The sequence below is a fragment of the Symbiopectobacterium sp. genome (genome assembly GCF_051710365.1).
GTDB lineage: Bacteria > Pseudomonadota > Gammaproteobacteria > Enterobacterales > Enterobacteriaceae > Symbiopectobacterium.
Genome location: NZ_JBPETA010000175.1, coordinates 1 through 6,332, shown reverse-complemented (window position 1 = coordinate 6,332; position 6,332 = coordinate 1). Strand labels below are relative to the sequence as shown.

Genomic DNA, 6,332 nt, shown 5'->3' with positions numbered 1-6,332 from the left:
TCAAGGTTACGGATGGTAACGTGGGGAGTACTCATGCTGATTGGTCTGCAAAAAGCAGTAATAAATTCAGAACTTCAGAATACCGTCAAGTCCCGAAAAAAGAAAAATCAGGTGCGGAATGACGGGTCTAACCGTTCACCTGTTTTTTTCTTTCTCTGGCTGCGCTTATTCCGCCAGAAACCCTTCCAGCAAGGAATTCAGAAACAGCTTGCCGTGTTCGGTAACCTGCCAGTGGGTAGCGGTTTCCGTCAGGTAGCCTTGCGCCAACGCCCAGTCTATTTGTGGGCGTACCACGCTCTCGGCCAAACCGGTGTAGGCACTGAATTCGCTACGCGGCGCGGGTTCCAGCAATCGAAAACGGTTCATAAAGAATTCGAACGGTAGATCTTCCGCTTGCACTTCATTGCGCTGGTCCAGGTAAGTGCCTCGCATATAACCGCGCGGATGGCGGGTTTTTACGGTTCTCAGGATACTCCCGTCATCACGCGTAATTTTTCCATGTGCACCACACCCAATCCCCAGATAATCGCCAAAACGCCAATAGTTGAGGTTGTGCTGACACTGATAGCCCGGTTTGGCGTAGGCAGACGTTTCATACTGCTGATAGCCTGCGGCAGTGAGCAGCGCATGGCCCTGCGCGAAGATATCCCACAGCGCATCGTCATCGGGCAACACCGGTGGACGCGAACCGAACAGGGTATTCGGCTCAATCGTCAATTGATACCACGACAGATGCGGTGGATTGAGCGCAATCGCTTGACGCAAATCGTCCAGCGCTTCTTCCAGCGTCTGATCCGGCAAGCCGTGCATCAGGTCCAGATTGAAACTGCGCAGCCCAAGCCCGGCCGCTAGACGTGCGGCCCGCTTGGCTTCTTCCGGGCCGTGAATACGCCCGAGACGCGTCAGTTTTTCCGGGCTGAAACTTTGCACGCCAATAGAGATTCGATTAATTCCCGCGCGCTGGTAGCCGCTAAAGCGATCGGCCTCTACCGTGCCGGGGTTGGCTTCCATGGTGATTTCGGCATCCGCGCTAAGCGGTAAGCGGGCACGCACTCCATCGAGCAGCGCCTGCATGCCTTCTACGCTCAGCAGGCTGGGCGTGCCGCCGCCGATAAAGATTGAACTGAGGGCCCGGTCGCCGCTCAGCGGAAGATCCGCATCCAGATCGGCCAATAAGTGATCCACATATTCCTGATGCGGCACCTCGCCCTTGAGGGCGTGGGAGTTAAAATCGCAATACGGACATTTTTGCACACACCAGGGAATGTGAATGTACAGGCTGAGCGGCGGCAGTTTATGCATGACGCAGCGCATCCAGCAGTAAACGCAGCGCCTGACCACGGTGCGACAGCGCGTTTTTCTCATCGCGCGTCATTTCTGCGGCAGTTTTGCCTGCGCTCGGTACGTAAAAGATAGGATCATAGCCGAAGCCGCCTTCGCCCACAGCCTTACGCGTCAGCACACCCTGCCAGCGGCCGTGGCAGACCAGCGGCGTCGGTTCATCGGCGTGGCGCAGATAGACCAGCACGCAATGGAAGCTGGCTCCGCGTTGTTCGTCAGGGACATCCTTGATGGCATCGAGCAGTTTGTCCAGATTGGCTTGATCGCTGGCATCCACTCCGGCGTAGCGCGCGGAGTAGATACCCGGCGCACCGCCCAATGCATCAACCGCCAGACCCGAGTCATCGGCCACCGCAGGCAATCCGGTGATGTGCGCCGCGTGGCGCGCTTTGAGCAGTGCATTCTCGATAAAGGTCAACCCAGTCTCTTCGGCAGAATCAACGCCCAGTTCGGTTTGTGCGACGATATTCATGCCAAAATCCGCCAGCAGATCGGCGAGTTCGCGAACTTTTCCGGGGTTGCCGGTGGCTAAAACGACGTTTTGCCTAGTGGTATCCATGCGTGTGTCCTGCATTCTGTTAATGCCATCGTCGGGAATGGCGGGGGAGTTATCTGTTGCGATGCGCAGTTCCCTGTGGTGGGTTACTGCGAGATCAATGCGGCGATTTCCGTAGGAATGTGCTGCGGATTAACAATTCTAATCTGTTTATGGCGGTACAGCTCACCTTTTTCAATGCTCACCGCGCCTTTTGCCACCCGGAACTGCTTGGCAAGGTATTTGACCAAATGCGCGTTGGCCTGACCATCAACCGGCGGCGCGGTGATGGCGACTTTCAACTCATCACCGTGCAGGCCGACTATCTGGTCACGGCTGGCCTTCGGCTGAATATAGAGCCGAATGACCAACCCGTCGGGCAGCAGTGCTATTTCACTCACAGCAGGAACCAAAATTCCGGAAACAGATCCATGCCGAGGTAGTTCAGGAGATACAGGATCAAAATCACCGCCATGGCGGAGAAATCGATGCCGCCCATGGCCGGAATAATACGGCGAATCGGGGCCATAAACGGTTCGGTAAGTTGGAACAGCAGGTAGTCTACTGGGCTGCGTCCCTGACTCACCCAGCTCATCAGCGCACGGATAATCACTACCCAGAACACCAGATAGCCCGCGGATTTTAACAGTGCCAACAAACCCACCAGCAAGTTGACCGGGCTTATCGCGAAGGCTCTAACCTGAATCAGCATCAGCAGGGGGTATTTCAACGTGGTCAGCAGAAACGCCAACAGCAGCGATGCGTTATCGATGGGGCCGAGTGCAGGCAGAATACGGCGCAGCGGCCTGACGATAGGCTGCGTGATTTTCACCACGAATTGCGACAACGGGTTATAAAAATCACTGCGTGACCATTGCATCCAAATGCGTAACAGCAGCACCATTACATACAGGTCGATCAGTGTCTTGACCAGAAACGTCAGGGTTAGCATAGAAACATCGATTCCTTATCAGCTATATAGAGAATAACGGTGAGTTAAAACAGTTTTTCCATTTCCTGCGCGCGATGCACGGCAGCCTGCATGGCATCGGCGACGGTTTGTGTCAGTTGGCGTTCGTTAAACACCCGCAGCGCCTCTGCGGTGGTGCCGCCTTTGGACGTCACATTCTCACGCAGCGTCGCAAGCGGTGTATCCGGACTGGCTTCTACCAGTGCAGCTGCACCCAGTGCGGCCTGCTGCACCAACTGACGTGCACTTTCCGGTGTGAATCCTTGGCGAATGGCCTCTTGCTGCATCGCTTCCATAAACAGGAAAAAATAGGCCGGTGCGCTGCCTGCGGCGGCAATAACGCCGTTGATGCCGCTCTCTTGCTCAACCCAGCATACTTTACCCACGCTTTGCATCAGCTCGGCGCTAAAGGCACGATCTTCCGCCGATACGTTAGCGGGCGCGTAAAGGCCGCTCATGCCTTTGCCCACCAATGACGGTGTGTTTGGCATAATGCGAACCAGCGTTAGCGGCTCCCCTAACAGCGCTTGAAAGCGCGCCACACTCACTCCAGCCGCGATAGACAGCACCAACTTGCCCGGCGCGTTCAGCACGCCGCGCAGCGGCTCGCATACGCTTGCCATCAACTGCGGTTTCACCGCCAGCACCACGACGTCGGCGTCCTGCGCGCCCGCGAGGTTGTCGTCGCTGCTGATAACGCCATAGCGCTGTGCCAGCGCATCCCGTCGTGAGGCGCTTGGTGCGCAGACGCGGATATGATCGGCAGGATAACCGCCGTTAACCAGCCCTGCAATGATGGCCTGCGCCATGTTTCCGTCACCAATAAAGGTAAGCTTGCGGTGTTGCATCTTTATGTTCTCTCGTGTTCGTCAACCGGCCAGTGGCAGCGTTCAGCCCCGAAAGGGATTATCCATGCTGAGGCCTATACATGCTGAGGATAGTCACGTGCGCCGAAAATGGCGGTGCCGATGCGTACCAGCGTACTGCCTGCCGCAATCGCGGCGCTCATATCATCCGTCATCCCCATGGAGAGGGTATCCACCTGAGGATAATGCAATTTTAACTGCGCAAACAGGTCATTCATCGATTGAAACACGGCTAATTGCCGTGCGTAGTCACTTTCCGGTGCCGGAATTGCCATCAGGCCCCGCAGCGTCAGATGCGGCAGGGCAGCGATGGTAGCGGCCAGGGCGGGAAGACCTGCTGGTTCGATCCCCGATTTGCTGGCTTCACCGCTAATGTTCACTTGCAGCAACACGTTCAACGGCGCTAATGCCGCCGGGCGTTGTTCGCTCAGACGTTGGGCGATTTTAGAGCGATCGACGGTGTGACACCAGTCAAAATATTCGGCAACCAGACGGCTCTTGTTGGATTGCAGCGGTCCGATAAAGTGCCATTCTAATGCCACCTGAGGCATGGCCTCACGGAAATAAAGCACCTTGTCCACGCCTTCCTGTACATAATTTTCCCCAAAACCTCGCTGCCCGCTGGCAATCGCTTCTTCGATCGCTGCCACAGGTTTGGTTTTACTGACGGCAAGCAAGGTCACCGCGTGCGGGTCGCGTCCACATGCGGCGGCGGCGGAGGCGATCTTCTCTCTGACGTTCTGTAGATTCTGCTCAATCGGGTTCATGGTCATGCTAAGGATGGGATCTATGGATATCAATGAGTGGATAACCTGTAGTGTAAAACAGAATGCCTCCGATCTGCACCTGTGTAGCGGATATCCGCCGATGTGGCGTATTGATGGCGAGTTACAACCGATACAGACCAGCGCCTATTGCAACGCTGCGCAGTTGGAGCGTTGGGGAGACAGTTGGATGACGGCCCTTCAGCGCCAGCAATTACACACTGAGGGGCAGGCCGATGGCGCGTTGATCACACCCGACGGCATTCGGCTGCGCGCACATCTGTTTCGTCAGCATGCCGGGCTTTCCGTTGCGTTACGCACCATTGCTACGACGGCACACGCGTTGGAAACACTGCATGTGCCACCGCTCCTTGCTTCGTTAATCACGCGACACGTCGGGTTGATTCTGGTGACTGGCGCAACCGGCAGTGGGAAATCCACCACATTGGTGGCGATGGTGAATGCGCTCAGACAGCAGCAGGCTTGCCATGTTATTACGTTGGAAGACCCTATTGAATTTGTCTACTCACCTGCGCCTTCCGCAGATCGCGGCCTGATTCAACAGCGTGAGATCGGCGTACACTGCCCGTCGTTTGCCCACGGCTTGCGCGGCGCTCTGCGTGAAGACCCGGATGTCATCCTGCTGGGGGGAATTACGCGACGGTGAAACCATTCGGTTGGCGTTAACGGCGGCAGAAACCGGGCACCTGGTGCTAGCGACGCTGCATACGCGCGGTGCCTCCCAGGCGGTAGAACGTCTGCTGGATGTGTTTCCCGCACAGGAAAAAGATTTCGTGTGCAGCCAACTGGCACTGTGTCTGCAAGGTGTGGTGGCGCAGCAACTGGTGCTACGACGCGGCGGAGGGCGAGTCGCGCTGTATGAAGTGTTGCTGGCCAATACGGCGGTGGCCAACCTGATTCGTGAGGGCAAAAGCCATCAGTTGCCGGGCCTGTTGCAGATGGGCGGTCAAAGCGGGATGCAAACTTTTGCGCACAGCTGGCAGCAGCGCTGGAAAGCCGGATTGTTGCCACCGGATGCGGAGCAGGCTTTCACGCCATAAACGGTGCGGTAAGTAACGGTGAAAAAAGCCCCTCGGCGGCCCGATACGCCACGGGGCTGCCAGAGTTACTTCAGCCCGGCTAATGCCTCTGTCAACGCCAGCATGGTAAGCGACTGACCATACGCGCGCTGTTTGATGGCAATCTTACGATAGTGATCGAGATCGTGCCCGACTGACGTCCCTGCGGAGACATCCGCGACTTCTCCCTGCGGGCTGATACGGCTCAGCAGGGCATTGACACCTTTCCAGGCGGCATCGTGATAGCGTTCGTCGAGCAGACCAAGGCGTATGCCTTTTAGCAGCGCGTAGGTGAAACCGGCGGTGCCGGAGGCCTCCAGATAGCTGTCCGGCTGGTTAAGCAGGGTACGCCACATACCGCTGGCATCCTGATAGCGCACGGCTGCATCGGCTTGGCGGCGGAACGTGTTGAGGATCATCTGGTAGCTGGCATCTTGGTGGTCCAGCATCTCGAGGAAATCGACGGTGCTGATGGCTGCCCAACCGTTACCACGTCACCACAAATTTCATGACCGAGCACGCGAGGATAATTAAAGAAAGGCTGTTTCCCCGCCCAGGCATGAATGTCGGTGCCACATATGCCGACCGTTTTGACTTTTAATAATACGTCGTTTTCCGCTGGTGTTGGCACGGGTCGTTCTTTATATTCGAATTGGCTTTGTTGAATAAATCAGAACTTGTAACGACTGTGCCCCATCGGGTCGATTGTTACGTGATGCGAATACTGTTCGGCATTCCTAATAGCGTGATCCGGTTAAGCGCTTTGACCATCGCCAT

At 56.4% G+C, this 6,332-nt stretch carries 7 protein-coding genes and 3 pseudogenes; 1 reads left to right on the top strand and 9 read right to left on the bottom strand.

Annotation, left to right across the window (positions count from 1 at the left end; translation table 11 throughout):
* Positions 1 to 165 precede the first annotated feature (165 nt).
* From hemW to ACTBDZ_RS13875, 6 genes are all read right to left on the bottom strand, one after another.
* Positions 166 to 1,302 carry a radical SAM family heme chaperone HemW gene (gene hemW / locus ACTBDZ_RS13900; RefSeq protein WP_438815756.1) on the bottom strand — a complete coding sequence of 379 codons (1,137 nt, stop codon included), beginning with the start codon at positions 1,300 to 1,302 and terminating at the stop codon, positions 166 to 168.
* Positions 1,295 to 1,900 carry an RdgB/HAM1 family non-canonical purine NTP pyrophosphatase gene (gene rdgB, locus ACTBDZ_RS13895; RefSeq protein ID WP_438815755.1) on the bottom strand — a complete coding sequence of 202 codons (606 nt, stop codon included), beginning with the start codon at positions 1,898 to 1,900 and terminating at the stop codon, positions 1,295 to 1,297. The genes hemW and rdgB overlap by 8 nt, the downstream gene beginning before the upstream one ends.
* Positions 1,901 to 1,983: 83 nt before the next feature.
* The gene (gene yggU, locus ACTBDZ_RS13890; RefSeq protein WP_438815754.1) at positions 1,984 to 2,277 is read right to left on the bottom strand and encodes a DUF167 family protein YggU; all 294 of its coding nucleotides are present in this window, start codon (positions 2,275 to 2,277) and stop codon (positions 1,984 to 1,986) included.
* Positions 2,274 to 2,828, bottom strand: a complete 555-nt coding sequence (locus ACTBDZ_RS13885; protein WP_438815753.1) for a YggT family protein — start codon at positions 2,826 to 2,828, stop codon at positions 2,274 to 2,276. The genes yggU and ACTBDZ_RS13885 overlap by 4 nt, the downstream gene beginning before the upstream one ends.
* A gap of 44 nt (positions 2,829 to 2,872) precedes the next feature.
* Complete coding sequence (gene proC, locus ACTBDZ_RS13880) at positions 2,873 to 3,694, bottom strand: pyrroline-5-carboxylate reductase (RefSeq protein ID WP_438815752.1); 822 nt, start codon at positions 3,692 to 3,694, stop codon at positions 2,873 to 2,875.
* A gap of 74 nt (positions 3,695 to 3,768) precedes the next feature.
* Positions 3,769 to 4,479 carry a YggS family pyridoxal phosphate-dependent enzyme gene (locus ACTBDZ_RS13875; RefSeq protein WP_438815757.1) on the bottom strand — a complete coding sequence of 237 codons (711 nt, stop codon included), beginning with the start codon at positions 4,477 to 4,479 and terminating at the stop codon, positions 3,769 to 3,771.
* Positions 4,480 to 4,501: 22 nt separating this feature from the next.
* On the opposite strand from ACTBDZ_RS13875, the pseudogene ACTBDZ_RS13870 reads away from it, so the two are divergent.
* Positions 4,502 to 5,537, top strand: a pseudogene (locus tag ACTBDZ_RS13870) (type IV pilus twitching motility protein PilT).
* Positions 5,538 to 5,602: 65 nt separating this feature from the next.
* Here the strand turns inward: ACTBDZ_RS13870 and ACTBDZ_RS13865 are convergent.
* The 3 genes and pseudogenes from ACTBDZ_RS13865 to ACTBDZ_RS13855 all read right to left on the bottom strand — a co-directional run.
* A complete protein-coding gene (locus ACTBDZ_RS13865) occupies positions 5,603 to 6,004 on the bottom strand; it encodes a glycoside hydrolase family 88 protein (protein ID WP_438815751.1) in 402 nt (133 codons plus the stop codon).
* A 29-nt stretch (positions 6,005 to 6,033) separates the two neighbouring features.
* Positions 6,034 to 6,222, bottom strand: a pseudogene (locus ACTBDZ_RS13860) (alcohol dehydrogenase catalytic domain-containing protein); the annotation flags it as partial.
* Between the two features lie 41 nt (positions 6,223 to 6,263).
* Positions 6,264 to 6,332 (bottom strand): annotated as a pseudogene (locus ACTBDZ_RS13855) (surface-adhesin E family protein); the annotation flags it as partial.